General features: G+C 72.5%; 24 protein-coding genes. 12 read left to right on the top strand and 12 right to left on the bottom strand.

All coding sequences use genetic code 11. The annotated features are described in order from the left end of the window. Nucleotides 1-215 precede the first annotated feature (215 nt). Nucleotides 216-2,087 carry a serine/threonine-protein kinase gene (locus FRADC12_RS02370; protein WP_052710645.1) on the top strand — a complete coding sequence of 624 codons (1,872 nt, stop codon included), beginning with the start codon at nucleotides 216-218 and terminating at the stop codon, nucleotides 2,085-2,087. A gap of 8 nt (nucleotides 2,088-2,095) precedes the next feature. Here FRADC12_RS02370 and pgl read toward each other — a convergent pair whose 3' ends face one another. The 4 genes from pgl to tal all read right to left on the bottom strand — a co-directional run bounded on the left by pgl (nucleotide 2,096) and on the right by tal (nucleotide 7,257). Then, nucleotides 2,096-2,848, bottom strand: a complete 753-nt coding sequence (gene pgl, locus FRADC12_RS02365) for a 6-phosphogluconolactonase (protein ID WP_045875377.1) — start codon at nucleotides 2,846-2,848, stop codon at nucleotides 2,096-2,098. Nucleotides 2,849-3,036: 188 nt separating this feature from the next. Further along, complete coding sequence (locus FRADC12_RS02360; protein ID WP_045875376.1) at nucleotides 3,037-4,083, bottom strand: glucose-6-phosphate dehydrogenase assembly protein OpcA; 1,047 nt, start codon at nucleotides 4,081-4,083, stop codon at nucleotides 3,037-3,039. A 409-nt stretch (nucleotides 4,084-4,492) separates the two neighbouring features. After that, nucleotides 4,493-6,028, bottom strand: a complete 1,536-nt coding sequence (gene zwf / locus FRADC12_RS02355) for a glucose-6-phosphate dehydrogenase (protein ID WP_045875375.1) — start codon at nucleotides 6,026-6,028, stop codon at nucleotides 4,493-4,495. A 125-nt stretch (nucleotides 6,029-6,153) separates the two neighbouring features. Next, nucleotides 6,154-7,257 (bottom strand): transaldolase, encoded by a 1,104-nt coding sequence (tal, locus tag FRADC12_RS02350; protein ID WP_045875374.1) that lies wholly within the window; start codon nucleotides 7,255-7,257, stop codon nucleotides 6,154-6,156. A gap of 771 nt (nucleotides 7,258-8,028) precedes the next feature. Here tal and FRADC12_RS02345 point away from each other — a divergent pair. Then, nucleotides 8,029-8,916, top strand: a complete 888-nt coding sequence (locus tag FRADC12_RS02345; RefSeq protein ID WP_045878971.1) for a heme o synthase — start codon at nucleotides 8,029-8,031, stop codon at nucleotides 8,914-8,916. A gap of 342 nt (nucleotides 8,917-9,258) precedes the next feature. On the opposite strand, the gene FRADC12_RS02340 is transcribed toward FRADC12_RS02345, so the two are convergent. Then, nucleotides 9,259-9,528, bottom strand: coding sequence for a type II toxin-antitoxin system Phd/YefM family antitoxin (locus tag FRADC12_RS02340; RefSeq protein ID WP_198152755.1), 270 nt, complete (start codon nucleotides 9,526-9,528; stop codon nucleotides 9,259-9,261). A 336-nt stretch (nucleotides 9,529-9,864) separates the two neighbouring features. On the opposite strand from FRADC12_RS02340, the gene FRADC12_RS02335 reads away from it, so the two are divergent. After that, nucleotides 9,865-10,143: a hypothetical protein gene (locus FRADC12_RS02335; RefSeq protein WP_157488668.1), complete on the top strand. Its 279-nt coding sequence runs from the start codon at nucleotides 9,865-9,867 to the stop codon at nucleotides 10,141-10,143. Nucleotides 10,144-10,145: 2 nt separating this feature from the next. Then, the gene (locus FRADC12_RS02330) at nucleotides 10,146-10,478 is read left to right on the top strand and encodes a type II toxin-antitoxin system PemK/MazF family toxin (protein WP_052710644.1); all 333 of its coding nucleotides are present in this window, start codon (nucleotides 10,146-10,148) and stop codon (nucleotides 10,476-10,478) included. Between the two features lie 149 nt (nucleotides 10,479-10,627). Here FRADC12_RS02330 and FRADC12_RS02325 read toward each other — a convergent pair whose 3' ends face one another. The 5 genes from FRADC12_RS02325 to glpK form a co-directional block, all read right to left on the bottom strand. After that, on the bottom strand, nucleotides 10,628-11,632 hold the full coding sequence (locus FRADC12_RS02325; RefSeq protein ID WP_052710643.1) for a COX15/CtaA family protein: 1,005 nt from the start codon (nucleotides 11,630-11,632) through the stop codon (nucleotides 10,628-10,630). Nucleotides 11,633-11,759: 127 nt separating this feature from the next. Next, entirely contained in the window at nucleotides 11,760-12,572 is an 813-nt protein-coding gene (locus FRADC12_RS02320; protein ID WP_045875370.1) for an ABC transporter permease, read from the bottom strand. Then, nucleotides 12,569-13,492 carry an ABC transporter ATP-binding protein gene (locus FRADC12_RS02315; RefSeq protein ID WP_045875369.1) on the bottom strand — a complete coding sequence of 308 codons (924 nt, stop codon included), beginning with the start codon at nucleotides 13,490-13,492 and terminating at the stop codon, nucleotides 12,569-12,571. Before FRADC12_RS02315 ends, FRADC12_RS02320 begins: the two co-directional genes overlap by 4 nt. Before the next feature lie 32 nt (nucleotides 13,493-13,524). Then, nucleotides 13,525-14,121, bottom strand: coding sequence for a helix-turn-helix domain-containing protein (locus FRADC12_RS02310; protein WP_045875368.1), 597 nt, complete (start codon nucleotides 14,119-14,121; stop codon nucleotides 13,525-13,527). Nucleotides 14,122-14,342: 221 nt separating this feature from the next. Further along, nucleotides 14,343-15,848 carry a glycerol kinase GlpK gene (gene glpK / locus FRADC12_RS02305; protein ID WP_045875367.1) on the bottom strand — a complete coding sequence of 502 codons (1,506 nt, stop codon included), beginning with the start codon at nucleotides 15,846-15,848 and terminating at the stop codon, nucleotides 14,343-14,345. 111 nt (nucleotides 15,849-15,959) lie between these two features. Here glpK and FRADC12_RS02300 point away from each other — a divergent pair, with 111 nt between their 5' ends. The 8 genes from FRADC12_RS02300 (at nucleotide 15,960) to FRADC12_RS02265 (ending at nucleotide 22,807) form a co-directional block, all read left to right on the top strand. After that, nucleotides 15,960-16,730 carry a helix-turn-helix transcriptional regulator gene (locus tag FRADC12_RS02300; RefSeq protein ID WP_232303561.1) on the top strand — a complete coding sequence of 257 codons (771 nt, stop codon included), beginning with the start codon at nucleotides 15,960-15,962 and terminating at the stop codon, nucleotides 16,728-16,730. Further along, nucleotides 16,730-18,142: a Fe-S cluster assembly protein SufB gene (sufB, locus tag FRADC12_RS02295; RefSeq protein WP_045875365.1), complete on the top strand. Its 1,413-nt coding sequence runs from the start codon at nucleotides 16,730-16,732 to the stop codon at nucleotides 18,140-18,142. Before FRADC12_RS02300 ends, sufB begins: the two co-directional genes overlap by 1 nt. Beyond that, complete coding sequence (gene sufD, locus FRADC12_RS02290) at nucleotides 18,142-19,302, top strand: Fe-S cluster assembly protein SufD (protein WP_045875364.1); 1,161 nt, start codon at nucleotides 18,142-18,144, stop codon at nucleotides 19,300-19,302. The genes sufB and sufD overlap by 1 nt, the downstream gene beginning before the upstream one ends. Next, entirely contained in the window at nucleotides 19,299-19,640 is a 342-nt protein-coding gene (locus tag FRADC12_RS02285) for a non-heme iron oxygenase ferredoxin subunit (RefSeq protein ID WP_045875363.1), read from the top strand. The genes sufD and FRADC12_RS02285 overlap by 4 nt, the downstream gene beginning before the upstream one ends. Nucleotides 19,641-19,652: 12 nt before the next feature. Further along, entirely contained in the window at nucleotides 19,653-20,420 is a 768-nt protein-coding gene (sufC, locus tag FRADC12_RS02280) for a Fe-S cluster assembly ATPase SufC (RefSeq protein WP_045875362.1), read from the top strand. Continuing rightward, nucleotides 20,417-21,715, top strand: coding sequence for a cysteine desulfurase (locus FRADC12_RS02275; protein WP_045875361.1), 1,299 nt, complete (start codon nucleotides 20,417-20,419; stop codon nucleotides 21,713-21,715). The genes sufC and FRADC12_RS02275 overlap by 4 nt, the downstream gene beginning before the upstream one ends. Next, nucleotides 21,712-22,227, top strand: a complete 516-nt coding sequence (gene sufU, locus FRADC12_RS02270) for a Fe-S cluster assembly sulfur transfer protein SufU (RefSeq protein ID WP_045875360.1) — start codon at nucleotides 21,712-21,714, stop codon at nucleotides 22,225-22,227. Before FRADC12_RS02275 ends, sufU begins: the two co-directional genes overlap by 4 nt. Before the next feature lie 121 nt (nucleotides 22,228-22,348). Beyond that, nucleotides 22,349-22,807, top strand: coding sequence for a metal-sulfur cluster assembly factor (locus tag FRADC12_RS02265; protein WP_045878969.1), 459 nt, complete (start codon nucleotides 22,349-22,351; stop codon nucleotides 22,805-22,807). A 52-nt stretch (nucleotides 22,808-22,859) separates the two neighbouring features. Here FRADC12_RS02265 and FRADC12_RS02260 read toward each other — a convergent pair whose 3' ends face one another. Next, nucleotides 22,860-23,057 (bottom strand): hypothetical protein, encoded by a 198-nt coding sequence (locus FRADC12_RS02260; RefSeq protein WP_045875359.1) that lies wholly within the window; start codon nucleotides 23,055-23,057, stop codon nucleotides 22,860-22,862. A gap of 333 nt (nucleotides 23,058-23,390) precedes the next feature. Next, on the bottom strand, nucleotides 23,391-24,629 hold the full coding sequence (gene glgA, locus FRADC12_RS02255) for a glycogen synthase (RefSeq protein ID WP_045875358.1): 1,239 nt from the start codon (nucleotides 24,627-24,629) through the stop codon (nucleotides 23,391-23,393). Between the last annotated feature and the right edge of the window lie 153 nt (nucleotides 24,630-24,782).

The raw sequence follows: 24,782 nt of genomic DNA, 5'->3' as shown, positions 1-24,782 counted from the left end.
CGCTAGGCTGCACGGCCTCGCCTCGGCGGTGCACCCTCGGCCCCGTGTTGCGGCTTTGGGCTACTTTTCCGTGACTCCCCGTCGGCGTGTCGCCGGTGGTACTACCCTTCTCCCGGTGCCGGGTGCTGCCCGGCCACCGGGGGGATCGCTGCTGCCTCCCTGACCTGGGCTCCGGCCTGTGCGTTGCGTGCGAGCGGATCGGCGGACGGGCGGAGATGGGGACCGAGCACACCGGCGACATCGGCGACGTGGCGCAGCCGGCGGCGGCCGCCGAGACAGGCCCTACCGGCCGGCTGATCGCCGGCAGGTACCGGCTCGCGGAGCTGATCGGGCGCGGCGCGATGGGTGCCGTCTGGCTCGCCCGGGACGAGGTGCTCGACGTCGACGTCGCGGTCAAGCAGATCCGGCCCCCGTTCGAGTTCTCCCAGCCGGGCGCCAACGGGCCGGGCAGCGACGGGTCGGATCTCGGCGAGGACGACAGCTGGGTGCTGTCCACCGCCGCCTGGGTGTCCCGCGCGCTGCGGGAGGCGCGTAACGCCGCCCGGCTGCGGGCCAACCCGCACGTGGTCACCGTCCACGACGCCATCGTCGACGGCGGCGCGCCCTGGATCGTCATGGAGGCGGTCGCGGCCCGCTCCCTGCAGGAGGCGGTCGACGAGGACGGGCCCCTCCCGCTCGCGCACGTCGCCCGGATCGGGCTGGCGGTGCTCGACGCGCTCGTCGCCGCGCAGGCGCTCGGCGTCGTCCATCGCGACGTGAAGCCGTCCAACATCCTGCTGGCGCACGACGGGCGCGTGCTGCTCACCGACTTCGGGATCGCCGCCGCCGACACCGACCCGACCCTCACCCAGCCGCCCGACGGCGGTCTGCCGAGCGGAACCCCGGCCTACATGGCGCCGGAACGGCTGCGCGGCGGGCCGACGACGCTCACCGCCGACCTGTTCGCGCTGGGCGCGACCCTGCTGTTCGCCGCCGACGGGGCCGCCCCGTTCCAACGCGACTCGCTGCTCGCGTCGCTGCAGTCCGTGCTGGCCGACGAGCCGGAGCCGTCGCACGACCTCGGCCCGCTTGCCCCGGTGATCGCCGGTCTGCTCATCAAGGACCCCGTCGACCGCCTGCGGGCTGACGGCGCCGGCGCGCTGCTCGTCCGAGCGCAGCGCGCCCTCCACGCGGGCGACCGCGCTCTCCCATCCGTGCCGACCGTGTCCTGGCCGCCGGCGGGACGCCCTGGTGGCCCGCCGTCGATGCGGCGGCAGGCCCTCGCGCCGCCCCGCCCCGGGTCAGTCCCGGCCGCGGGCCGGCCTGGGGCGTCCGACGCCGGGGCGACCGTGCGGCTCCCGCCCGGCGAGGCCCCGGCCGCGGCGCCGGCGTCCGCGCGGCTGGCGCGGGGCGCGGCGTCGAACGGCCGGCCGGGTCCGGCCGGCGCCGACGAGCCGAGCGCCGAGCCGGTCGCGCTCGGGCAGCTGGACCTGGACGGTCTGGCGGGCCTGGACGGTCTGGCGGGCCTGGACCGGCCCGACGAACCGGTCTGGTGGGCCCGGCTGCCGCCGGTGCCGATCGTCGCGATCGCCGTGGTCGCGGTGCTCGCGCTCGTCGGGCTCGCCACGTGGGGCGCCGTCGGGGCCAGTGCCGGCCGGGGCCGGTCTCCGGCCTCCGCCGCCTCGACGGCTCCCGTCGCGGCCACGGCCAAGGCGACCCCGACCACCGGCGCACCGAGGCCGCTGGGAGCGCGGGCCGGCGCCGTGCCGGCCGACATGGTCGGCGACTGGTGGGGCACCGTGACCCAGGATCCCGTCACGTTCGACGAGACGCTGCGGATTCGCGGTGGCGAACTGGACGGCGTCGTCGGCACGTCGTCGTCGTCCGAGGGCTGCGTCTCCGACCTGGTGCTACGCGGGACCGGCGTCGCGACCATCACCGTCCAGGAGGTCGTCACGCAGTCCAACCAGCGCTGCACCGGAGCGTTCCGGATGCTGCTCACGCTCAACTCGGACGGCACCCTCGGGCTCTACTACGACGCCACCCTGATCAGCTCCCCCGGCCTGGCCACGCTGACCAGGACCACCGCGCCGCCCTCCGGCAGCTGAGCCCGGGCTCAGCCGCCGACGCGGGAGGCCGCGGCGCGGTCGATCAGCCAGAGGGTCCGGTCCCGGCCCGTCGCGGCGGCGGCCGGGAGGTCGAGCGGCCCGGCGCCGGCGGCAGCGGCGGCGACGGCGTCGGCTTTCTCCTCGCCCGCCGCGATCACCCAGACCTGACGGGCCGCCTGGATCGTCGGGTACGTCAGGGAGACGCGGTTCGGCGGCGGCTTCGGGGACTCACGGACGGCGACCACCGGCTCCGTGGCGCGGGCGGCCGACGAGTGCGGGAAGATCGACGCGACATGCCCCTCCGGCCCGATGCCGAGCAGCAGCACGTCGAACCTGGGTACCAGGGCACCCTCGGGTGCGTGCGCCGCGAGCTGCGCGGCGTAGGCGGCGGCGGCCTGCTCGGGCTCGGCGTAGCCGTCGCCGCCACCCTCGGGCGCCAGGGCGCCCATCTCGAACACCCGCTTCTCGTCCACCGGCAGGTGCGCGAGCAGCGCCTCCCGGGCCTGCAGCGCGTTGCGGTCGGGGGAGTCGGCGGGAACGAACCGTTCGTCCCCCCACCAGATGTCGACCTTCGACCAGTTGACCGCCTCCAGCGCGGGGCTGGCCAGCACCGCGCGCAGCAGCGCGATGCCGATCCCGCCCCCGGTCAGCACCAGCGACGCCTCGCCGTCGCGCGCCTGCGCGTCGACGAGCATCGTGATCAACCGGGCACTCGCGGCCTTCGCGAGCAGTCCCGCGTCCGGGTGGACGATCAGTTCCATCGGTAACCGCCTCCGTCCGGCCTCGCCGCCGGCTGGGTCGGGGTGCGCGGACCGTGCGGCGCGCGCTGGCTGGGACAGGTCAGGTGGTCGGTGCCTCGGCCGCGTCGGGGGCCGTTCCGGTCCGCTGGCCGGCGACGGCCCGGCGGGCGGGGCTGGTCCGCGCCCGCCGCCGGGCTGCCGTCGCGGCGTCAGCTCCCGCTCGGAGCCACGGCCGCGGGCGGCGCCGGGTCCATCATCGGGTCCCGCCAGACGTGCTCGCGGTGGCGGGAGCGGCGCGACAGGTCGGGAATGCCGCTCCAGGTGGCGAGCGCCTCGGCGTAGACGCTGTCGTCGTCGATGCGGCGCAGCTCCTCGGCGAGCAGGTCGCCGAGGCCGAGCTGCGGCAACGGCAGCCGGCGCTCCGGGACCCCCGGCCGGGTGATCGTCCCGGAACGGGTGTCGAACCGGGTGACGGCGATGTCGCCCGCGGTTCCCGCGGCGTCGGAGCCGCTCCCGGACGATCCGTCGACGGTGACCTGGACCGCGTGCAGGCCGTGGACACCGCGGTGCGAGCGGCCCGGCGTCACCTCGACGGGGACGTTGAGCCGGGCCCGCAGCCAGCCGGCGAACAGCTGCGCGCTCGGGTCGGCCGGGTCGGCCTCGATGCGCGCCGCGGTGGGCCGGTCCTGCCGCCCGTCGAACGCGGCGGCCAGCAGCGTGCGCCAGCCGGAGATCCGGGTCCAGGCCAGGTCGGTGTCGCCGGGTGCGAAGTCGGCGGCCCGTAGGTGCAGCGCGGCGACCGGGTCGGGCGCGGCCGCGACGTCGGTGACCCGCCGGTCGGCGAACACGCCGAGCGGGTCGAACGCGATGCGGGTCGGCGGCTCGTCGTACCACCAGGTGACAACCGGCGCGTCCGAGGCCAGCAGCGGCAGCACGACCGACTCGGCGTGCAGCGCGAGCCGCCCGTACATCCGCATGACGATCGCCTCGCCGGGCCCGAGCCGCCCACCGATCGAGACCTCGGCGTCCAGCCGCGGATGCGGCGCATCGATCTGCCGGCGCACGACGATCAGCAGCCGGCACGGATGAGCCGCCGCGGCGGCCGTGGCGGCGCTCTCGGCGGCGGCGACGTTCTTCTCGTCGACGACCACGACGAGCGTCAGCGCCAGCCCGAACGCGAGCGCGCCAGCCGCCCGCCGCTCGGCCGACAGCGCCTTGACGACCGCCGAGCCGGTGGTATCCCAGAGCGTGGTCACAGCGAGCTCCTCGTCGAGAGAGTCACGGCAGGCTCCCAGTGCGGAGAACAGGACGGGTCGCCGACGCGGCCCCGCGCGGCCGCGGCGGCCCCCGGACGACAGGCCAGGACGCCGCGACCGCCACGCGCGGAGGCGTGCCTGCGCGGAGGCCCGTCCACGGGCGCAGCGATGTGGCCGGGCAGGTAACGGGTGCGAGCGGATCCCCGCGAGGCGGCGGCGCCGCGCGGGCCAGCCACCAGGCGCGGAGGCGCGCCTGCGCGGAGGCCCGTCCACGAGCGCAGCGACGTGGCCGGGCCGCAGCGCAGGTCGCCGCAGCGCCCGTGAGCGGAGGAGGACACAGCGCGGAGGTCCCTTGGGAGCGAAGCGAGCAAGGGGCCGGAGCGCTGTGCCCGGACGGAGCGAACCAATGTCAAGGCCGTCGCCACCTGCGCCCGTCGCGGGCCAGCATCTCGTCCGACGCCGCCGGCCCCCAGCTGCCCGACCGGTAGGTGAACGGCTTCGTGCTCGCCCAGAACTCCTCCAGCGGGTCGATGATCCGCCAGGACTCCTCGACCTCCGCGTTGTCCGGGAAGAGCATGGCGTCGCCGAGCAACGCGTCCAGGATGAGCCGTTCGTAGGCCTCCGGCAGCGACTCGGTGAACGCCTCGCCGAACAGGAACTCCATCGCGACGTCGCGGACCTCCATGGCGGTCCCCGGCACCTTGGAGCCGAACTTCAGCGTCACGCCCTCGTCCGGCTGGACCCGCACGACGAGCTGGTTGTGGCCCAGCTCGGTGGTGTCCGTGGCGTCGAACGGCAGGTGCGGGGCCTGCTTGAAGCCGATCGCGATCTCCGTCACCCGCCGCGGCAGCCGCTTGCCGGTCCGCAGGTAGAACGGGACGCCTGCCCAGCGCCGGGTCTCGATGCCCAGCCGGACGGCCGCGTAGGTCTCGGTCGTCGACGTGGCCGGGATGTTCTCCTCGTCGAGGTAGCCCTTGACCCGCTCGCCGGCCAGCCAGCCCTGCTCGTACTGGCCCCGGATCGCGTAACTGGCCAGGTCGGTCGGCAGCGACACCGCGCGCAGCGTCTTGATCTTCTCGGCGCGGATGGTGTCGGCGCCGAAGCTGACCGGCTCCTCCATCGCGGTGAGCGCGAGCAGCTGCAGCAGGTGGTTCTGCAGCACGTCGCGGGCGGCGCCGGTCTCGTCGTAGAAGCCGGCCCGGGTGCCGATGCCGACGTCCTCGGCCATCGTGATCTGGACCGAGTCGACGAACTGGGAGTTCCAGATCGGCTCGAACAGCGTGTTCGCGAACCGCAGCGCGAACAGGTTCTGGACCGTCTCCTTGCCCAGGTAGTGGTCGATCCGGAACACGTCCCGTGGCCCGAACACGTCGTCGACGAGCGAGTTCAGCTCACCGGCCGACTTCCGGTCGTGGCCGAACGGCTTCTCCACGACGACGCGCCGCCAGCCGCCCGCCGCCTTCTCGTCGGCCAGGCCGGTGCGCTCCATCTGCTTGAGCACCACCGGGAAGGCCGACGGCGGGATCGACAGGTAGAAGGCGGCGTTGCCGCGGATGCCGTGGCTGGCCTCCAGGCTGTCGAGCTCGGCGGCGAGCCGGTCGAAGCCCGCGTCGTCGTCGAACGAGCCCTTCACGAACCGGATCGACGGCGCGAGCCGGTCCCAGGTCTCCTCCCGGAACGGCGTGCGGGCGCCCTTCTCGGCGCATTCCCGGGCGAACTGGATGAAGGGCTCGTGGCCCTCCCAGTCGCGCCGGGCGAACCCGAGCAGCACGAATCCCGGCGGTAGCAGGCCACGGTTGGCCAGGTCGTACACGGCCGGGATCAGCTTCTTGCGCGAAAGGTCTCCGGTGACGCCGAACACCACGAGGGCGCTGGCGTCGGGGAGCCGGGGGAGCCGGCGGTCTCGCGGATCGCGCAGCGGGTTGCCACCTGCCGTGGGCGCCACCTGCGGTTCTCCCTGTCTGTGCTCGTTGGTCGTCGGGTGCTGGTCGGTCGTGCCGTGGTCCCGTTCCCGGGGAAGCCCCGCGCCTGCGCCCGACCGGCCGCGACGGCCGGCCGGGCGACGCGCGGTCAGTGTGCTCCGAGCTGCCCGCGCACCGCGTCGAGCAGCTGGTTCCAGGAGTCCTCGAACTTCGTCACACCCTCCTGTTCGAGGACCTCGACCACGTCGTGCATGTCGACACCGACGTTCTCGAGCGCGGCGAACACGCCGTGGGCGTCCGCGTAGTTCGGCCGGATCGTCTCGCCCGGCACCTCGCCGTGGTCGCCGAAGGCCAGCAGCGTCGCCTCCGGCATGGTGTTCACGGTGCCGGGCGCGATCAGCTCGTGCACATAGAGCGTGTCCGGCAGCGACGGGTCCTTCGTCGACGTCGACGCCCACAGCGGCCGCTGCGGGTTCGCGCCGCGGGCGGCCAGCGCGGCCCAGCGCTCGGTGCCGAACGCCTTCTCGTAGCGCTCGTAGGCCAGCCGCGCGTTCGCGATCGCGGCCTTGGACTTCAGCGTGTGCGCGGCCGGGGTGTCGATCTTCTCCAGCCGCTTGTCGACCTCGGAGTCGACCCGGCTGACGAAGAACGACGCGACCGACTCCAGCCGCGAGACGTCCACGCCGTTCGCCAGCGCCTGCTCGATGCCGGTCATATAGGCGTCCATCACCGCCTCGTAGCGCTCCAGACCGAAGATCAGCGTGACGTTGACGCTGATTCCGGCCGCGAGCGTGGCGGTGATGGCCGGCAGGCCCTCCAGGGTGGCCGGGATCTTGATGAACAGGTTCGGCCGGTCGACCATCCACCACAGCGAGCGGGCCTCGGCCAGGGTCCGGTCGGCCTTGTGCGCCAGCCGTGGGTCGACCTCGATCGAGACGCGGCCGTCAGTGCCGTCCGACGCGTCGTAGGCCGGGCGCAGCACGTCGCAGGCGACCCGGACGTCGGCGGTGGTGATCAGGCGGATGGCCTCGCCGACGTCGACGCCGCGGACCGCGAGGTCGTGCAGCTGCTCCTCATACGCCTTGCTCGACGTGATCGCCTTCTGGAAGATCGTCGGGTTGGTGGTGACGCCGACGACGCTGTGGGTGCTCGCCAGCTCGGCGAGGTTCCCGGAACGCAGCCGGTCGCGGCTGATGTCGTCCAGCCAGACCGCCACTCCCGCGGCGGAGAGGTCGGAGAGCGGGTTGGTCATGGTCGTGGTTCCTCTCCGCGGAGACGCTGTGCGGTCCGAGTGCCAGCCACCGGTCCAGGCGTCCGTGGCCGGGCATGAGCCGAGACGTCGGTGGCCAGGTGCGGGCCGGGCACTCAGCGCCTCCCTACCCGGTGATGGATGGGGTCATCCACGGTGGCGCGACCTTGGTGCTGGCCGCCGCGGACAGACCTGCCTTTGCTTAGTGTGCCCACCCACGTCGCGGAGGTGAACAGGGTGGCCACGTGAACAACTGACGACGCGGCTGTCTGTCGGTCACAACACCCGTGAGGAAGTGTCACGGCCAGGTGGCCGCCGCCGCACGGTCCTAACACGAATGCGACCTCGGTCATGCCGTTTCGGCCCGATCGGGGCACTGGACCTGGTTCGGCGGGGCTCTCGGCGGGGGCCCTCGCGGTGTGCCGCTGGTGGTCGCCGCGCTCGTGCGCGCCGCGGGCGGTTAGACTCCGACACGACGTAGAACCCCGGCCCGCCCCGGCGGGCGCAACGGTGCCGCCCCTCTTCCCGGGGGCTGAACGTGAGGTCGCCCTGTCCACCCTGGCTGTCCTGCGCCGCCGCCAGACCGCTCCGCGCCAGCGCGCGGCCGTGGCTCCCGGCGTCCGCCAGCTGACCGCCGTGGGCGGCCAGGCGGATCACGCCATCGGCACTGCCGCGGTCACACCGGCCCTGGCCGCCACGACCGTTCTCTCCGAGGTGCCCGCGCCCGTGGCGGACGGTGCTCCCGAGCCCGCGGCGGCCGACGCCGCCCAGGCGGTGAGCCGCCTCGACGCCGCGCTGGCCAAGGCGCGCGCGTACGTCGCGCTGACCAAGCCGCGGATCATCGAGCTGCTGCTGATCACCACCGTCCCGGTGATGATCCTCGCCAAGCGTGGCCTGCCGTCGCTCTGGCTGATCCTGATCACACTTGTCGCCGGCACCCTCGCCGCCGGCAGCGCGAACACGATCAACTGCTACGTCGACCGCGACATCGACGAGATCATGGCTCGCACCAAGCGCCGCCCGCTGGTGAAGGCCAGCGTCACGCCGGTCGAGGCGCTGCGCTTCGGCATCGTGCTCGGCATCGTCGCGACGCTGCTGTTCGGCCTGCTGGTCAACTGGCCGTCCGCGCTGCTCGCCGACGGCGCCATCGCGTTCTACGTGTTCGTCTACACGCTCGGCCTCAAGCGCCGGACGTCGTCGAACATCGTCATCGGCGGCGCCGCCGGCTGCTTCCCGGTGCTGATCGGCTGGTCCGCCGTGACCGGGACGGTCGGCTGGGGCGCGGTCGTGCTGTTCGGGGTCGTGTTCTTCTGGACCCCGCCGCACTTCTGGGCGCTGGCGATCAAGTTCAAGGACGACTACGCCGCCGCCGGCGTGCCGATGCTGCCGGTCGTCGCCCCGCTGCGCGAGGTCGGGCGCAAGATCCTGATCTACTCGTACGTGATGGTCGCGACGTCGCTGGTGCTCTACCCGGTCGCGGACGCGGGCTACGCCTACCTCGCCACGGCCGTCCTCACCGGCGGCTGGTTCCTCTTCGAGGCCCACCGGATGACCCACCAGATCGCCAAGGGCGACGAGATCCGCCCGATGCGCCTCTTCCACTACAGCATCACGTACCTGACGCTGCTCTTCATCGCGGTAGCCGTCAGCCCGCTGGTCTGACGGCGTCGTTGGGCGGGAACGCCCACGATTCGCGGGTGAGAGAAGTACCTAGAAGGCTTGGTCGGCGAAAGCCGTGAAGATCGAGTCGAGTTGACGTATCGTGGCCACTACCCGCTCCACACGCGCAACCACACAGCGCACCTGACCAGCAGTTTCGGCGTTGAGCCATTGGTCATCATGATTAGGCGTAGCGGGTGGCGGCGATCGGCCGGCAGATTGCGGGTTCTTGCGCGAGCTTGCGCTGGAACCGACGGCGCGGCGGACATGCCTCGTCGGGCTGGGGCGGAGCCCCGTTAGAGCTCGATGTAGACGCTCGTGTCCAAGACGCCTCGCGGGGCGCGATCAGCCATGCCGACGCTCCCACGGATCGTCGTCGCGCCAATCGTCTGGGCTGAACAGCTCATCAGCTTCGCGGCGCATCTGCTGATAGTCCACGCGCGGTAGGTGGCGGTGTCGCGCCACCAACTCCTCGGCGCTCAGCCGACGACGGCGGGGGAGCGGACGTAGCTCGGCGACCTCTGTGCCGTTCCGCGTGATGTGGAAGGCCTCGCCCTTCTCGGCCGCATCCATGATCGCCGCCGAGGCGTTGCGAAACTCTCGCTGGCTGATCACTCGCATGATCCGAGCGAGGCGTGCCGTGTCTCGGTCAGCTACGCGGGAGGCCCATCGGTCCGCCGCGGGCCGAGTCACGGGTTGTACTCCGGGTACTCGTCACGCGCGTCTCCGAGACAGTCTCCGATTGCTGCCACGGCGGCAATCATGACGCCTGCCATCGCCCCTCCGAGCCCTGTTCGCTCCGTCACTGTCGGGTAGGACTGTACCCGAACCGCCAGTGTCGGGCAAAAGCCCCTATCTTCATCCCGGCGGCGGTCGGCCCGCTGGTCTGACCGGTTCTCGGTGAGAGGCCGCGCATACCGGAAGGTATGCCTGCTGGGTATGCTGGTGACCATGAGCGTCACCACGATCAAGGTTGAGAGCGTCGTGCGCGACCGTCTTGCGGCCGTCGCGCGGGCTCGCGGCACCACCATGGCGGCACTGCTCGAGACCGAGTCGCGGCGGCTGGAGTCCGAGGTGCGGTGGTCCGCCATCGAGGATGCCTACGCTCGGATGCAGCGCGAGGACCCCAGCGGCTGGCGTGAGTATCTTGACGAGCTTCATGAATGGGACGCCGGAACCGCCGGCTCCGATACGGCGGCCGCATCGGAATGGCCGGAGTACAACAGTTGAGTGTGCGCCGCGGTGACATCTGGCTCGTGTCGCTTGATCCGACGGTGGCCAATGAGCAGCGCGGAACCCGCCCCTGCCTGGTTATTTCCACCGACCGTTTCAACGCGCTGCCGATCCGCCAGGCGATGGTCGTCCCGCTGACTACCCGCGAGCGCGGTTTCCCGCATCACATCACGGTGCGCGACGACGGCGGCCTGAACCGCGCCAGTTGGGCCATGTGCGAGGGCGCCCGAATCGTGTCGACCGAGCGATTCGGCAAAATGATCAGTACGGCCTCGGCGGTGACCGTGGCTGACGTGGCTGACCAGCTGACGTCCTGGATCGGAAGCGTCTAATGCCGCCTCCGACAAGGTTCGCCGGGTCCCGGCGTCCCCGTGATCGCCGTTCCGGCCTTCTGGTGGTCGTGGTCGGGTTGCTGTTTCGTAGCCACCAGAGGGCGCCATCGCCGATCAAGGCGAAGGGCTGACCTTGGGGCTGGAGCAGGTCAGCCGCCGGCGGACGTGACGGTGTGTGGTGGCCGGTCGGGCAGGGCCAGCCAGAGGCGCAGGGCGGCGATCCACATGGCGGTGGCGCCGGCTACGTGGAGGGCGACCAGGCCGGCGGGGATGCCGAGGAAGTACTGGGTGAAGCCGATCGCGGCCTGGGCGACGATCGTCGCGGCCAGGGCGTCGGCCCAGCGGCGGGCCTCGCGGGACGCCTTCCCGAGCCGGACGGCGAACAGCAGCGCCACGCTCAGGCCGGTCAGCAGCATCGCGCCGTCGGCGTGCAGCTGGGCGACGGTGACGATGTCGAAGCCGAACCGGCGCGCGTGGGTGGCGTCGCCGCCATGCGGACCGGTGCCCGTGACGACCGTCCCGAGCACGAGCACCGCGAACGCGGCGACGACGGTGACGCGGGCGAGCCAGAGCAGCTCGCGACGGACCGAGACGGTGACCGGCCCCGGCCCCTGGCCGGCCCGGCGGTAGAGCACGGCGCCGTTGACCAGCAGCACCATCGACAGCAGGAAGTGCGCCGCCACCGTCGCCGGGTGCAGGTCGGTGAGCACGGTGATCCCGCCCAGCACGACCTGAGCGACGAACCCGGCCCACAGCCCGAACGACAGCCAGACCAGGTCGCGCCGGGCCCGCCGGTCGGCCAGCCGCAGCGCCGCCACCGGCGTGACCAGCATGATCACGCTCATCGCGATGGTGACCATGCGGTTGGAGAACTCGACGACGCCGTGGGTGGCGTACTGGCTGCGCGGGACCCAGGAGCCGTCGCCGCACTGCGGCCAGGTCGGGCAACCCAGCCCCGACCCGGTCAGCCGAACCAGCCCGCCCGTCACGACGATGAGCCCGAGAAACACCAGGCCGACGAGCGTGAGGATCTGGAACGCCCGCGGGCTCACGGTCGGCAGCCGCTGCGGCGAACGGGCCGTGACGCCGGAACCCTCGCCGGGCCCGTCCGTCACGGCCTCGTTCTGTGCCGGCGGGGCCTCGATCTGCGCCACCTGGGCCTCCGGATGCTCAGCTCTCGCGTCGCTTCGACGGGTCGTAGAAGACGACATCCCGGGCCATCTTACGTTGGGTCACGCCCACCGACCGACGGTCATCCGGCCCCGTCGAAGGATGCCCGGCCTACTCCCAGCGGAAGGTCCGCGCCGCCAGCGCCACCGACGCGACCGCCCAACAGGCCAGCACGAGGACCGGCCCGGCCCCGGGAGCCGCGGCGTTCGCGAGCACGTCACGCAGGCCGTTCGAGAGCGCCGCGGTCGGCAGCCCCTCGGCGACGACGCGCAGCCAGCCGGGCAGCTTCGACAGGGGGAACACCACCCCGCCGACCAGCAGCAGCAGCAGGTAGACGCCGTTGGCCGCGGCCAACGTCGCCTCGGCGCGCAGCGTGCCGGCCATCAGCAGGCCGAGGCCCGAGAACGCCGTCGTGCCCAGCACCAGCAGCACCACCAGCCAGCCGATGCCGGCGGCGGTTCCCGGCAGGTGCGGGTGCCAGCCGAGCGCCAGCCCGACGCCGACCAGCAGCAGCGCCTGGACGGCCTCGATCGCCAGCACCGCCAGAGTCTTGCCGGTGAGCAGCACCCAGCGCGGCAGCGGCGTCGCGCCGAGCCGCTTGAGCACCCCATAACGGCGCTCGAACCCGGTGGCGATCGCCTGCCCGGTGAACGCCGCCGACATCACCGCGAGCGCCAGCACGCCCGGCACGAGGAAGTCGACGGCCTTCTGGCCGTCCGAAGGCAGGACGTCGACCGCGCTGAAGAACAGCAGCAGCCCGATCGGGATGATCAGGGTGAGCAGCACCGACTCGCCGTGCCGCAGGTTCAGGCTCAGCTCCATCCGGGTCTGCGCGCCGAGCATCCGGGACCGCCGGGCCGGTCCAGGCGCCGGGCGGAAGTCCAGCGGCGCCAGCCCCGTCGCGGTGCCGGGGGCGGCGGTCATGAGGCCAGCTCCGAGCCGGTGAGATCCACGAAGACGTCCTCCAGGCTGCGCTGCTCGACCCGCAGGTCGTTGGGCAGTACGCCGTTGCCGGCACACCACGCCGTGACGGCCGCCAGGAAGGCCGGGTCGACGGTGCCGCGCACCACGTAGTGCCCGCCGGCCCGCTCGACGGCCTGCGACCCGGCCGGCAGCGCGCCGAGCAGCTGGTCGAGGTCGAGGCCGGCCGGCGCCCGGAAGCGCAGCTCGCCGTCGGCCCCGCCGCGGGTCAGCTCGGCCGGTGTACCGGCGGCGACGACCTTGCCGCGGTTGACGATGACGACCTGGTCGGCGAGCCGTTCGGCCTCGTCCATCGCGTGCGTCGTGAGCAGCACGGTGACGCCGCAGGCCCGCAGCTCCTCGACGAGAGCCCAGGTGTCGTGCCTGGCGCGCACGTCCAGCCCGGCCGTCGGCTCGTCCAGGAACACCAGCTCGGGCCGGCCCACCACGGCCATCGCCAGCGAGAGCAGCTGCTTCTGGCCGCCGGACAGCCGGCGGAACGGGGTGCGCGCCGCGGCGCCGGTCAGGCCGACCCGGGCCAGCAGCGCGGCCGGGCCGAGCGGGTTCGCGTGGTGCGCGGCCACCAGCCGCAGCATCTCCTCGGCGCGCGCGCCAGGGTACATGCCGCCCGACTGGAGCATCACGCCGACCCGGGGGCGCAGCCGCTGGTCGGCCGGGTCGGCGCCGAGCACCCGGACCAGGCCGCCGTCGCCGCGCCGGAAACCCTCGCAGATCTCGACCGTCGTCGTCTTGCCGGCCCCGTTCGGCCCGAGCAGCGCCGTGACGGATCCCACCGGCACGCCGAAGGACAGCCCGTCCACTGCGCGGGTCGCCCCGTACGTCTTCAGGAGGTCGACGACCTCGACCGCCAGGATCTCCGCCACGCGCCGATCCTACGGAGCCGGGGCGGTGCGGGTCAGCGGCGCGGGCCGGGGCGGGGTGGCGCGGCCGTGGGTGGGCCGGCGCGGCGGCGGTCGAGGCCGGCGACCGGCCGGCGGCGCGCGCCACCGGGGGCGCCTCGGCCGTGGGCGGTCTCCGCGCTGGGCTCGACGAGGGCACCCCAGGCGCCGAGGCGCTCGTAGAGGAGCTCGGGTGTCGTGGAGTAGAGCCGTGACAGTGACGTCAGGTCCGAGCGCCGCAGCCGCAGCACGTCGCGCGAGCTGTCCGAGCGCAGCACCTGCACGATCGCGATCCAGCGCCGCAACGGCCCGGTCCGGGTCGGCGGCAGCTTGCGCAGCCGGCGCAGGTCGATGACCAGGGGAGGCAGGCTGTCGGTCTCCCGCCGGTCGGTCGTCGGAGGGACCAGCAGCGTCGCCGGCACGTCGTAGAGCTCGGCCAGCTCCACCAGCCGGTGCACCCGCATGACGCGGCTGCCCCGTTCGTAGGCGCCGAGCGTGCCGGCAGTCCAGCGCCCGGCGGTGATCTCCTGGACGTCCAGCAACGACATGCCACGCCGGTTGCGGACCGCGCGCAGGCGACGGCCAAGCTCGACGGCGTAGTCAGTGTCCGACACGTTCTCCGTCCGGGGGTCAGGGGGAGCGGGAGCTCCAGCCGGCCCCCGTCACAGCGTGTCAGGGATCGGCTCCGCTGACAGTAGGCTCGGCGAGATTCGCCCGGGGGCCCACGTGGTCCGCCAGTGTTCTCGTGGGCGGAAAGCCTGACTAGGCCGGAAAGCGCCGCGGGCGGCCGGCCGTTGCCGATACCCCCTTCGGGCCAGCCGGAACCGGCCGCTGGTCAGTCGCGGGCCCAGTCCCGGGAGCGGTCCAGGGCGCGCAGCCAGTCGGCGTAGAGGCTGTCGCGGGCGGCCTGGGCGAGGACCGGCTCGTAGCGGGCGGCGGTGCGCCGCAGCCCGGCCAGCGCGGCCCGGTCGGGGAAGACCCCGGTGGCGAGCCCGGCGAGGTACCCGGAGCCGAGCGCGGTCGTCTCCAGGTTGTCCGGCACGTCCACCGGGACACCCAGGATGTCGGCCTGGAACTGCATGAGCCACGGGTTGGCGGCGGCTCCGCCGTCGGCGCGCAGCTCGGTTACCGGAGTGCCGGCGGCGGTCATCGCCTCGACGATGTCCCGGGTGCGGTAGGCGATGGACTCCAGCACCGCGCGGGCCAGATGTGCCCGGCCGGTGCCCCTGGTCAGTCCGACCAGGGTGCCGCGTGCCCGCGGGTCCCAGTGGGGCGCACCGAGCCCCGCGAGCGCCGGGACGAAGTAGACGCCGTCGTTGCCGTCCAGCGAGCCGGCGAGCTGCGCCGTCTCGGCGGCGGAGCCGACCACGCCGAGCCCGTCGCGCAGCCACTGCACGGCGGAGCCGGTCGCGAGGACGGCCCCCTCCAGTGCGTAGTGCACCGGCTCGCCGGTCAGCTGGAACGCGGCGGTGCGCAGCAGCGCGCCGTCCGCCCGCGCCGGCGGCAGCGCGGGTCCGGTGTTCAGCAGGACGAACGAGCCGGTCCCGTAGGTGTTCTTGGCCTGGCCTGGCGCGAAGCAGGCCTGCGCAAACAGCGCCGCCTGCTGGTCACCGACCGCCGCCGCGACCGGCACCGAGACGCCCAGGAACGCCGCCGGGTCGGTCTCGGCGTAGACCTCGGAGCTTGGCCGGACCTCGCCCAGGAGCTCCATCGGCACCCCGAGCAGCTCGGCCATTGGCGCGGACCAGGCGGCGTCCGCCAGGTCGAGCAGCAGCGTGCGTGAGGCGTTGGTGACGTCGGTCACGTGGCTTCGGCCGCTGGTCAGCCGCCAGATGAGCCAGGAGTCGACCGTGCCGAACGCCAGCTCGCCGTGCCCTGCCCGCCTGCGCAGCTCGGGATCGTGGTCCAGCAGCCACGCGATCTTCGTGCCGGAGAAGTACGGGTCCAGCACCAGCCCGGTGCGTTCGGCGACCTCGGGTCCGTGGCCGGCGGCGGCGAGCCGCTCGCAGGCGCTCGACGTGCGCCGGTCCTGCCAGACGATCGCCGGGGCGACCGGCGCGCCCGTGCGCCGGTCCCACAGGACCGTGGTCTCGCGCTGGTTGGTGATGCCGACGGCGGCGATGTCGCCTGGAGCGCGGCCGGCGGCGGCCAGCGCCGCGGACGCCGTGGCCACGGCCCCCTGCCACAGCTGCTCCGGGTCCTGCTCGACCCACCCGGGCCGGGGGTAGGTGACGTTGACCTCGGTCTGCGCCCGGCCCACGACGTGCGCCGACTCGTCCAGCACGCATACGGTCGTGCCAGTGGTCCCCTGATCGATGGCCACCACCACAGGCTCAGGCATCGTCGGATGCTATCGGGCGCCAGTGGCCGTTCGGCGGCGGAACGCACCGGGGTCGGCCCCCCGGGGCGCCGCGGGTTCGACGGGGTCCGGGAAATAGGGCACACTGGTGTTGTGAAATCCGCGCACGATCGTGAGCCCGTCGCCTTTGAGTGGCCGGCGGGCACGGCCGCGGGTACGGCTGTCGGGACCGCCGACGGCCGCACCCGGGACCGGGTCGTGCGCATCCTGCTGGAGGCGGGGCCCTCGACGGCCGCCGAGCTGGCCCACCGGCTCGACCTCTCCTCGGCCGCGATCCGCCGGCACCTGGATGCCATGGTCGCCGACGGCATCCTCACCCCGGCCGCCGTGAACGTCCGCGGCCCGCGGGGCCGGGGGCGCCCGGCGCGGCACTACGCGCTGACGGACGCAGGCCACGAGGAGGCCGGGCCGACGGCCTACTCGGACCTGGCGGCGGGGGCGCTGCGCTTCCTCGACGAGGTGGGCGGGCCCGACGCCGTCGGCCGGTTCGCCGAGAGCCGTGGCCGGGAGCTGGAGCTGCGGCTGGCCGGAGCGGTCGAGGGGGTGCCGGAGGACCGGCGCCTGTCGGCCCTGGCCGCCGCGATGACCGCGGCCGGCTACACGGCGAGCGTCTCCGAGGTGCCCAGCGGGACCCAGATCTGCCAGCACCACTGCCCGGTCCAGCACGTGGCCGAGCGGTTCCCCGCGCTGTGTGACGCGGAGACGGCGGCGCTGTCGCGGTTACTGCACACCCACGTCCAGCGGCTCGCCACCATCGCGCACGGCGACGGTGTCTGCACGACGCACGTTCCAGGCATGCCCGCCGCCGGCACCGAGGGCTCGGCGCCGGCGGACAACACAACGGTGCCCGTGAGGATCACATAATGACGACCTCTGCCGAGACCGCCCTTGAGGGCCTGGGCTCGTACAAGTTCGGCTGGGCTGACGCCGACGCCTATGCCGCCGACGTCGAGCGCGGCCTGTCCGAGGCGGTCGTGCGCGGTATCTCGGCCAAGAAGTCCGAGCCGTCGTGGATGACCGACCTGCGGATGAAAGGCCTGAAGCTCTTCGAGCGCAAGCCGATGCCGACGTGGGGCGCCGACCTTTCCGGCATCGACTTCGACAACATCAAGTACTTCGTCCGCTCCACCGAGAAGCAGGCGGAGAGCTGGGAAGACCTGCCGGCGGACATCAAGGACACCTACGACAAGCTCGGCATCCCGGAGGCGGAGAAGCAGCGCCTCATCTCCGGCGTCGCGGCCCAGTACGAGTCCGAGGTCGTCTACCACAAGATCCGTGAGGACCTTGAGGAGCAGGGCGTCATCTTCCTCGACACCGACAGCGGCCTGCGCGAGCACCCGGAGATCTTCAGGGAGTACTTCGGCTCCGTGATCCCGGTCGGCGACAACAAGTTCGCCGCGCTGAACACGGCCGTCTGGTCCGGTGGCTCCTTCATCTACGTACCGCCGGGCGTGCACGTCGACATTCCGCTGCAGGCCTACTTCCGGATCAACACCGAGAACATGGGCCAGTTCGAGCGGACGCTGATCATCGTCGACGAGGGCGCCTACGTGCACTACGTCGAGGGCTGCACCGCGCCGGTCTACTCGTCGGACTCGCTGCACTCGGCCGTCGTCGAGATCGTCGTCAAGAAGAACGCGCGCTGCCGGTACACGACCATCCAGAACTGGTCGAACAACGTCTACAACCTGGTCACCAAGCGGGCCGCCTGCCAGGAGGGCGGCACGATGGAGTGGATCGACGGCAACATCGGCTCCAAGGTGACGATGAAGTACCCGGCGGTGTGGCTGCTCGGCGAGCACGCCCGCGGCGAGGTGCTCTCGATCGCGTTCGCCGGCCAGGGCCAGCACCAGGACGCGGGCGCCAAGATGGTGCACGCCGCGCCGCGCACCTCCTCGCAGATCATCTCCAAGTCGGTGGCCCGCGGTGGCGGCCGGACCTCCTACCGCGGCCTCGTCCAGATCCACGAGGGCGCCAACCAGTCGAAGTCGACGGTGAAGTGCGACGCGCTGCTGGTCGACACGGTCAGCCGGTCCGACACCTACCCGTACGTCGATGTCCGCGAGGACGACGCGTCCATCGGCCACGAGGCCTCCGTCTCCAAGGTCGGCGAGGACCAGCTCTTCTACCTGATGAGCCGGGGCATGGCCGAGGACGAGGCGATGGCGATGATCGTGCGTGGCTTCGTCGAGCCGATCGCCCGTGAGCTGCCGATGGAGTACGCGCTGGAGCTCAACCGCCTGATCGAGCTGCAGATGGAAGGGTCGGTCGGCTGATGGCCGTGCGTGAAGCGAGGGCGCGCGTCGACGGGTCGGGGCGCCCGCCGATGGTCCCAGCTCCGTCCGCGCCGGTGCGCTCCCGCGACCCCGAGGCGCACCCGGCCCCGACCGGCCGCGAGGAGGCCTGGCGGTTCACCCCGCTGCGCCCGCTCAAGGCGCTGATCGCCGGCCAGGAGCCCGACGGCAAGGTCGACGTCGCCGTCTCGGCCCCTGCCGGTGTCGAGGTCGAGAACGTCGCCACCGTCGACCCGCGGGTCGGCCGGGTGCTGACCCCGGTCGACCGGGTCGCCGCGTTCGCGACGGTCCGGGCCGGCGGTGCGCTCGTGGTCACCGTCCCGGCCGAGGCCGAGCTCGACGAGCCGGTCCTGCTGAAGCTGCGCGGCGACGGCGGCGTCTGCTACAGCCACCTCGCCGTCGAGGTCGGCCCGTTCGCCCGTGCCACCGTGGTCCTCGACCACACTGGCACGGCGAAGTACGCGGGCAACGTCGAGGTCTACCTCGGCCACGGCGCCAGCGTCACGTTCGTCTCCCTGCAGGACTGGGACGACGACGCGGTGCACGCCGGCGCGCACGCGTTCTCGCTCGGGCGCGACGCGAAGCTGCGGGCCACCCACATCACGCTCGGCGGCCAGCTGGTCCGGCTGTGCCCGACCGTCGACTACCGCGGCGCGGGCGGCGACGCCGAGCTGTCCGGCCTGTTCTTCACCGATGCTGGCCAGCACCAGGAGCACCGCCTGCTCGTCACCCACTCCGAGCGCAACTGCCGCAGCCGCGTCACCTACAAGGGCGCGCTGCAGGGCGACAACGCGCACTCGGTGTGGATCGGCGACGTGCTCATCGGCGCGGACGCGGTCGGCACCGACACGTACGAGATCAACCGCAACCTCGTCCTGACCGACGGGGCGCGGGCCGACTCGGTGCCCAACCTGGAGATCCTGACCGGCGAGGTCACCGGCGCCGGGCACGCCAGCGCGACGGGCCGGTTCGACGACGAGGCGCTGTTCTACCTGATGGCCCGGGGCATCCCGTCCGACGAGGCGCGCCGGCTGGTCGTGCGCGGCTTCTTCGGCGAGGTGCTCGACCGGGTCGGCGTCGAGTCGCTGCGTGAGCGGGTGACCGCCGCCGTGGACGCGGAGCTCGCGGGGGTGGGCGCATGACCCTGCAGCGGGTCTGCGCGCTGGACGAGCTGGGGGAGGGCTCGGCGCTCGGCGTCGAGCTGGACGTGCCGGGGCAGGACGAGCCGACGCCGGTGTGCGTCGCGCTGACCGGCGGGAACGTGTACGCGCTGCGGGACGAGTGCTCGCACCAGGACGTCCGGCTCTCGGACGGCGAGGTCGAGGGCGGCAAGATCGAGTGTTGGCTGCACGGCTCCCAGTTCGACCTGGAGAGCGGCAAGCCGACCTGTCTGCCGGCCATCGACCCGGTGCCGACCTACCCCGTGACCATCGAGAGCGGCGACGTCTTTGTCGACCTCGCCGCGGCTGAGCAGAAGTGAGGGCCTAGACCGGTGTCGACCTTGGAGATCCGCAACCTGCACGTCTCGGTGGAGACCGACGGGGAGGGCCCGCGCGAGATCCTGCGCGGCGTCGACCTGACCGTCCGCAAGGGCGAGACACACGCGATCATGGGGCCGAACGGCTCCGGCAAGTCGACGCTGTCCTACTCGGTCGCGGGCCACCCGAAGTACAGGGTGACCGAGGGGTCGATCACCATGGACGGCGAGGACGTGCTCGCGATGAGCGTCGACGCACGCGCCCGGGCCGGCATCTTCCTGGCCATGCAGTACCCGGTCGAGGTCCCCGGCGTCTCCGTCTCCAACTTCCTGCGCACCTCGGCGACCGCGGTCCGGGGCGAGGCCCCGAAGCTGCGGCTGTGGGTCAAGGAGGTCAAGGAGACCATGGGCGTCCTGGAGATGGACCAGGCGTTCGCCGAGCGCAGCGTCAACGAGGGCTTCTCCGGTGGTGAGAAGAAGCGCCACGAGATCCTGCAGATGATGCTGCTCAGGCCGAAGATCGCGATCCTCGACGAGACCGACTCCGGCCTCGACGTCGACGCGCTGCGGCTCGTCTCCGGCGGCATCAACGCGGTCCGCGAGACTGGCGAGACCGGGATGCTGCTCATCACCCACTACACCCGGATTCTGCGTTACGTGCAGCCGGAGTTCGTGCACGTCATGGCCGGCGGCCGCATCGTCGACGAGGGCGGCCCGGAGCTCGCGGCGACGCTGGAGGACTCCGGCTACGACAAGTACGTGAAGCTCGGTGAGGCCGCATGAGCAGCGATCTTGAGGGCTATGACGTCGAGCTGATCCGCAAGGACTTCCCGATCCTCGACCGGGTGATCCACGGTGACCGGCCGCTCGTCTACCTGGACAACGCGGCCACCTCGCAGAAGCCACGCGCGGTGCTCGACGCCGAGCGCGACTACTACGAGCTGCACAACGCCAACGTGCACCGCGGCATCCACGTGCTCGCCGAGGAGGCGACCGCGCTCTACGAGGCCGCCCGTGACAAGGTCGCGGCCTTCATCGGGGCGCCGGACCGCCACGAGGTCGTCTTCACCAAGAACTCGACCGAGGCCCTGAACCTGGTCGCGTACGCGTTCAGCAACGCGGCGGGCGCCGGCTCGGAGGCCGAGCGGTTCCGGCTGGGGCCGGGCGACGAGGTCGTCGTGAGCGAGATGGAGCACCACTCGAACCTGGTGCCCTGGCAGATGCTCTGCCAGCGCACCGGGGCGACCCTGCGGTGGTTCGGCCTGACCGACGACGGCCGGCTCGACCTGTCGAACCTCGACGAGCTGGTCAACCCGCGGACCAAGGTCGTCTCGTTCGTCCACCAGTCGAACATCCTCGGCACGGTCAACCCGGTCGCGGCGATCGCCGCCCGGGCCCGCGAGGTCGGCGCGCTCACCGTCGTCGACGGCTCCCAGTCCGTCCCACATCTGCCGGTCGACGTCACGGCCCTCGGTGTCGACTTCTTCGCGTTCACTGGGCACAAGATGTGCGGGCCGACCGGCATCGGCGTGCTCTGGGGCCGCCACGAGCTGCTCGAGGTCATGCCGCCGTTCCTCGGTGGTGGCGAGATGATCGAGCTGGTCACGATGGAGGCGACGACCTACGCCGTCCCGCCGCACCGCTTCGAGGCCGGCACCCCGATGATCGCCCAGGCGGTCGGGCTCGGCGCGGCCGTCGACTACCTGACCGGTCTTCCCGGCGGGATGGCCGCCGTCGCCGCGCACGAGCACGCGCTGACGTCGTACGCCCTGGGCGCGCTCGCCGAGGTGCCCGGCCTGCGGATCATCGGCCCGACGACGGCGGCCGGCCGCGGCGCGGCGATCTCGTTCCTGCTGGCCGGCGAGGACGGACGGGCGATCCACCCGCATGACGTCGGCCAGGTTCTCGACGAGCAGGGCGTCGCCGTGCGCGTCGGCCACCACTGTGCCCGCCCGGTGTGCCTGCGCTACGGCGTCCCCGCGACCACGCGGGCGTCGTTCGCCCTCTACACGACCACCGGCGAGATCGACGCGCTGCTGGAAGGTCTTGCGGGGGTAAGGAGGTTCTTCGGAGCGTGAAGCTGGACTCCATGTACCAGGAGATCATCCTGGACCACTACCGCAACCCGCTCCACCGTGGGCTGCGTGAGCCGTTCGACGCCGAGGTGCACCACGTCAACCCGACCTGTGGCGACGAGGTGACCCTGCGGGTCAAGATCGTGGATGACCAGGTCGCGGACGTCTCGTACGAGGGCGAGGGCTGCTCGATCAGCCAGGCCTCGGCGAGCGTGATGGCCGAGCTGGTGATCGGCAAGAGCGTCGAGGACGCCATGGCGCTCGAACGCGAGTTCCTGACGCTCATGCAGTCCCGTGGCACGGTCGAGCCGGACGAGGACGTGCTGGAAGATGCGGTCGCCTTCGCCGGTGTCTCGAAGTATCCCGCGCGGGTGAAATGCGCGCTGTTGGGTTGGATGGCCTGGAAAGACGCCACATCCCAGGTCGTGAGCGGCGATGCCGTCGCCGCCGGCCCGGCCCCGACCGGAGCGGCAGCCCCCGAGGGGTCCGTTCCCGAGCAGGAGAAGCAGCCGTGAGCGCAGGAGTGAACGAGCGGAGTGGACGTCCGAGGCGGACCTCCCAGATCGGCTCCGCCGATCCGGCAGGGACCCCGGAGGACGGCCGCGTAGCGAGTGAAGCGACGGAGTGAACCATCAGATGACCGACAGCATCCAGACCGACACCATTGAGGCGGGCCTGGGCGAGGACGCCGTCCTGCCCGAGAGCGTGACGGCGTCGGCGCCAGCCGCCGATCTTCCGGCCGCGCAGCCGACGACCACCAAGCCGCCCGTCGACAGGGCGGCGGTCGAGGACGTCGAGGAGGCGATGCGCGACGTCGTCGACCCCGAGCTCGGCATCAACGTCGTCGACCTCGGCCTCGTCTACGGCATCGACATCTCCGACGAGAACGTCGCGACGCTGGACATGACGCTGACGTCGGCGGCCTGCCCGCTCACCGACGTGATCGAGGACCAGGCCCGCAGCGCCCTCGTCGACGGCCCCGACGGCCTGGTCGCCGACATCGTCATCAACTGGGTCTGGCTGCCCCCGTGGGGCCCCGACAAGATCACTGAGGACGGCCGCGAACAGCTCCGTGCCCTCGGCTTCAACGTCTGACCTGCCCCACTCCGCGAGTGGCCCAGCCGTCACCGGCTGGGCCATCGCGATCTCAGGGCCGCTTGGACGCCTCAAGCACCGAGAGCGCCAGGCTGAGGGCGACCCCGAAGGCACTGCCGCCGTAGAGGATCGCTCCAGGCACGGTGCTGGCGTTGGCGCGAGCCAGGATGCCGGCCAGCAGCGCGACGACCAACGCGAGCAAGATCGATAATACGACGTGCAGCCGACGAGCCGAACGGTTGACGGACATGCTGCTCCCAAAGGTCGACGATCCTCGCTGATCGGATATCCCGTGCCGATGCACATCCCGTATGCACGTGCATCGGCGTGTTCGGCAGATCTTCGTTCGGCCTCTCGGGGACTGTCTGAGCCGACCCCCTTTGGGGGGCTCCGGAAAATTCTTGTAACCATGTGTTTGGGTCCGGCTACCGGAGGTATCTACACGGGGCCGCTGAGAGCGATGCCGGAGCAGGACGGGAAACCGTTAGGCAACGGGAAAGTCGTTCCCAGCGGTGAAAAAGCCCGGGCGAACCTGTCCGGGCTTTTCAGCGCTCTGGGGCGGGTCTGTCTGGTTCCGGGGCGGTCAGCTGATCAGGGAACCGTAGAGACCGGCGGTCTGGCGGGCGATGGCGGCCCAGCCGAACTCGGTCACGGCGCGTTCGCGGCCGGCCTGGCCCATGGCGGTCGCACGTTTCGGGTCGGCGAGGACCGTGTTCATGGCGGCGGCCAGCGCCGACGGGTCGTCCGGGGGGACCAGCAGGCCGGTCACGCCGTCGTCGACGACCTCGGGGATGCCGCCGACGCGGGAGGCGACGACAGCGGCGCCGCAGGCCATCGCCTCCAGGTTGACGATGCCCAGCGGCTCGTAGACCGACGGGCAGGCGAACAGCGAGGCGTGCGAGAGCAGCTGGATGACCTCGGGCTTCCGGAGCATGCCGGAGATCCAGATGACCCCGTCGCGCCGGGCCTTCAAGCCGTCGACCAGCTCGGTGACCTCGGCGAGCAGCTCGGCGGTGTCCGGCGCGCCGGCGCACAGCACCAGCTGGGCCCGCGGGTCCAGCTCGGCCGCCGCCCGCAGCAGGACGGGCACCCCCTTCTGCCGGGTGATCCTCCCGACGAACGCGACCGACGGGCGCCCGGGGTCGACGCCGTAGCGGTCGAGCACTTCGGTGCCCAGGTCCGGGCTGTACTCCTCGGTGTCGATCCCGTTGCGGATGACGTGCACCTTCGCCGGGTCGACCGCCGGATAGGCATCGAGGATGTCGGTCTTCATCCCCGCGCTCACGGCCACCACCGCCGCCGCGGCCTCGATCGCGGTCTTCTCGGCCCAGGACGACAGCCGGTAGCCACCGCCGAGCTGTTCCGCCTTCCACGGCCGGTGCGGCTCCAGCGAGTGTGACGTCATGACGTGGGGCACCCCGGCGAGCATCGCCGCCAGGTGCCCGGCGAGGTTCGCGTACCAGGTGTGCGAGTGGACCAGGTCGACGCCGGCCGGCGCCGCCCCGGCGGACGCAACGGGCTCGGGGCCGTTCGCCGTGGTCGCGGCGGCGGCCATCGCGAGGTCCATCGAGAAGGTGCGCAGGGCGTCGTTGGCACCGTCGAGCGCCGGCCATGGCTGGTGCCGCCGGACCGCGGGCGCGCCGGAACCGCCCGCCTCGCCGGAGCCGCCGGTGCCGGCCGGGCTCGCGCCCTTTGGATCGCCCTCGCAGTGCACCGTGAGGTCGACCAGTCGGGCCAGCTCCCGGGCCAGGTACTCGACGTGGACGCCCGCGCCGCCGTAGACGTTCGGTGGGTACTCCCTGGTCAGCAACGCGACGCGCATCCGTGGTTCCCTCTGCTGTTCGGTCGTTCCGTGTCGGTGGTCCTGCTGACGCCGCGGCCCGGTGGTCTCGGCTCGCGCGGCCCGCGCCCGTGGCTCTCGCGTGGCCGCTGGCCGCGCCCCGGTCCCTCCCCGCAGCTCTGGCGCGCCCGCAGC

The organism is Pseudofrankia sp. DC12, from assembly GCF_000966285.1.
In the GTDB taxonomy this organism is placed as follows: Bacteria; Actinomycetota; Actinomycetes; order Frankiales; family Frankiaceae; genus Pseudofrankia.
This window is presented reverse-complemented; position numbering and strand designations above follow the sequence as displayed.

What these genes read in the sequence shown, in the direction of transcription:
- FRADC12_RS02285 (WP_045875363.1), top strand. Translation starts at nt 19,299, where the DNA reads ATGACCCTGCAGCGGGTCTGCGCGCTGGACGAGCTGGGGGAGGGCTCG.
- FRADC12_RS02260 (WP_045875359.1), bottom strand. Translation starts at nt 23,057, where the DNA reads ATGTCCGTCAACCGTTCGGCTCGTCGGCTGCACGTCGTATTATCGATC.
- glgA (WP_045875358.1), bottom strand. Translation starts at nt 24,629, where the DNA reads ATGCGCGTCGCGTTGCTGACCAGGGAGTACCCACCGAACGTCTACGGC.
- sufB (WP_045875365.1), top strand. Translation starts at nt 16,730, where the DNA reads ATGACGACCTCTGCCGAGACCGCCCTTGAGGGCCTGGGCTCGTACAAG.
- tal (WP_045875374.1), bottom strand. Translation starts at nt 7,257, where the DNA reads ATGACCAACCCGCTCTCCGACCTCTCCGCCGCGGGAGTGGCGGTCTGG.
- FRADC12_RS02335 (WP_157488668.1), top strand. Translation starts at nt 9,865, where the DNA reads ATGAGCGTCACCACGATCAAGGTTGAGAGCGTCGTGCGCGACCGTCTT.
- FRADC12_RS02265 (WP_045878969.1), top strand. Translation starts at nt 22,349, where the DNA reads ATGACCGACAGCATCCAGACCGACACCATTGAGGCGGGCCTGGGCGAG.
- pgl (WP_045875377.1), bottom strand. Translation starts at nt 2,848, where the DNA reads ATGGAACTGATCGTCCACCCGGACGCGGGACTGCTCGCGAAGGCCGCG.
- glpK (WP_045875367.1), bottom strand. Translation starts at nt 15,848, where the DNA reads ATGCCTGAGCCTGTGGTGGTGGCCATCGATCAGGGGACCACTGGCACG.
- sufD (WP_045875364.1), top strand. Translation starts at nt 18,142, where the DNA reads ATGGCCGTGCGTGAAGCGAGGGCGCGCGTCGACGGGTCGGGGCGCCCG.
- FRADC12_RS02370 (WP_052710645.1), top strand. Translation starts at nt 216, where the DNA reads ATGGGGACCGAGCACACCGGCGACATCGGCGACGTGGCGCAGCCGGCG.
- FRADC12_RS02275 (WP_045875361.1), top strand. Translation starts at nt 20,417, where the DNA reads ATGAGCAGCGATCTTGAGGGCTATGACGTCGAGCTGATCCGCAAGGAC.
- FRADC12_RS02320 (WP_045875370.1), bottom strand. Translation starts at nt 12,572, where the DNA reads ATGACCGCCGCCCCCGGCACCGCGACGGGGCTGGCGCCGCTGGACTTC.